Raw genomic sequence first — 2,101 nt, forward strand, 5'->3', positions numbered from 1 at the left:
CGCGTGGAGGTGTTGTCGTCAGGGTTGGAAGAGGGTTTTTGTACGGATGTGGGGGGGGGGGGAGGAAATTCGTGCCCTCCCCCCCCCCCCCCCACCCCTGCTCGTAGTACGTACTTCTCACAGCAAAAGCCGTTCCAGGGAGCTGTTTTCCATGAGCGCCGAGACTCCTGCCGCGCGCGGCCAATTCACCCACTGGCGGCTGCGGTTCCGCGAATGGCGGGGTGGCCGTCCGTTCTGGGCCGGTCTGTTCGTCCTGCTCGGTGGCTTTCCGATCATGTACTTCCCGTACGCGAACCTTCAGATCGGCCATCTCACCCTGGCCATGGCGACCACCGGAGGTGCCGGCTCCCTGATCATCGGCGTGCTCCTGGTGGTACTCGGCGTCAGTCTGTGGTTCCAGAAGCACGTACGGACCTTCGCGGGCGTCGCCGCGATTCTGCTGGCGCTGGTGTCCATCCCGGTGTCCAACCTCGGTGGCTTCCTCATCGGCTTCCTGTTCGCCCTGATCGGCGGGGCGATGGCGATCTCCTGGGTGCCGGGCGAGCCCGACGAGCAGCCGGCCGCACCCGTCCGCAAGGGCGCGCACGCGGCTACGGGCAGCGTGGCTCCGGGCACCACGGACGGACCGGGCGAGCCGAACGATCTGTCAGGAACGAGCCCGACCAACGGGGCGAACGGGAGGCACAGTGCCGGCTGACGAGGTGACCCACGTGGACTCTGCGGGAGAGTCCCGTGCGAGAACCGGACCGCGGCATGCCGCGCCCAGGAAGCCGTTGCTCGTCCGGCTGAACGTGCCCGCAGGCAAGGCGATAGCCCTTGCGGCGATGCCCACCGCCGTCCTCATGGGGATGGGCCTCACGCCGACCCTCGCGCTCGCCGACGACCACCCGTCATCCAAGAGCCTGACGGCCGACGAGTACCAGAAGTGCATCGACGCCCTGGACGGCGCCAAGGACGCGTCGGCCTCGCCGTCGCCCTCCGCCTCGACCAGTTCCTCCGCGTCCCCCGACGCGACACCGACACCCTCGGCCTCGGCGTCCCCGGACAAGACCTCTTCGCCGGATTCAGGTTCCGACGACAAGGGCGAGTCCACGCCGGCCCCGTCCGCGACCAAGTCGAGTCAGGGCGGCGGCGACGCGTCCACGCCGGCCCCGTCGGCGTCCGCGAGCAGCAGCAACCCGCTGGACCCGCTGGGTCTCGGCGACGCGCTCAAGGACATCCTGACGCCCGACAAGCCGGAGAGCTCCACGCCCACGCCGTCCGCCACTCCCTCGGCGAGCGCGAGCAAGGGCGCCTCCGACCCCGTCAAGGACACGACCGACAAGGTCACCGAGACGGTGAAGGGCACGGCCGACAAGGCCGGCAAGACGGTCGAGGACACCACGGACAAGGCCAAGGCCGCGGCCAAGGCGGCCGAGTCCGCGGCGGCCTCCGCGACGCCCAGCCCGTCCGCGAGCGCGAGCACGGACGCGGAGGGCTGCCCGACCTCCACCGACGACGAGGGCGGTGTCGAGAAGACCGTCGCCCTGCCCGACGACCCCTGGTATCTGAACGCCAGTTCACTGCTGCTCAAGGGTGCCGACTACCAGGGCGTCGTGAAGGTCCGGACCGCCAACGGCACGGTCAAGGAGGTCCTGAAGTACGTGATCTCCGGCGGCACCGACATCGGCGATCTGCACCAGACGACGAATGACGCCCAGTCCGGCAAGACGTACCACGTACAGGCGGCCAAGGGCTCGACGTCCACCATCCGCAACGGTGACACCGTGATGTACACGGAGAGCATCTCCGGCAATCTGTTCGGCCTGATCCCGGTCACGTTCGACCCGGACAACCCGCCGCCCCTGAACATCCCGCTGATCTACTTCACGAATGTGAAGGTCACGCAGGCCGGCCAGTTCGGCGGCGATCTGACGGTGCCGGGGCTGCACCAGTTCACCTCCGACTGACCGTCGTACCCAGACCCTTCCGGGAGCCGCACAAAGAGCTGCGGCCCGGTCCCCCAGTACTTCGGGGGACCGGGCCGCCAGCCCTTTTTGTTTTCGCCCGCGCCGGGAAGTTCCGCGCCGTTTCCCCCTCCCAGGTGGTTGATTCCGCCCCT

The 2,101-nt window shown here is 68.8% G+C and carries 2 protein-coding genes; both read left to right on the top strand.

Annotated elements, in window-relative coordinates; genetic code table 11:
- Positions 1-151: 151 nt before the first annotated feature.
- The gene (locus ACFWM2_RS39175; protein ID WP_383290817.1) at positions 152-697 is read left to right on the top strand and encodes a DUF6114 domain-containing protein; all 546 of its coding nucleotides are present in this window, start codon (positions 152-154) and stop codon (positions 695-697) included.
- A complete protein-coding gene (locus ACFWM2_RS39180) occupies positions 687-1,949 on the top strand; it encodes a hypothetical protein (RefSeq protein WP_383290820.1) in 1,263 nt (420 codons plus the stop codon). The genes ACFWM2_RS39175 and ACFWM2_RS39180 overlap by 11 nt, the downstream gene beginning before the upstream one ends.
- Positions 1,950-2,101: the final 152 nt, after the last annotated feature.

The sequence above is a fragment of the Streptomyces sp. NPDC058371 genome, from assembly GCF_042723265.1.
In the GTDB taxonomy this organism is placed as follows: domain Bacteria; phylum Actinomycetota; class Actinomycetes; order Streptomycetales; family Streptomycetaceae; genus Streptomyces.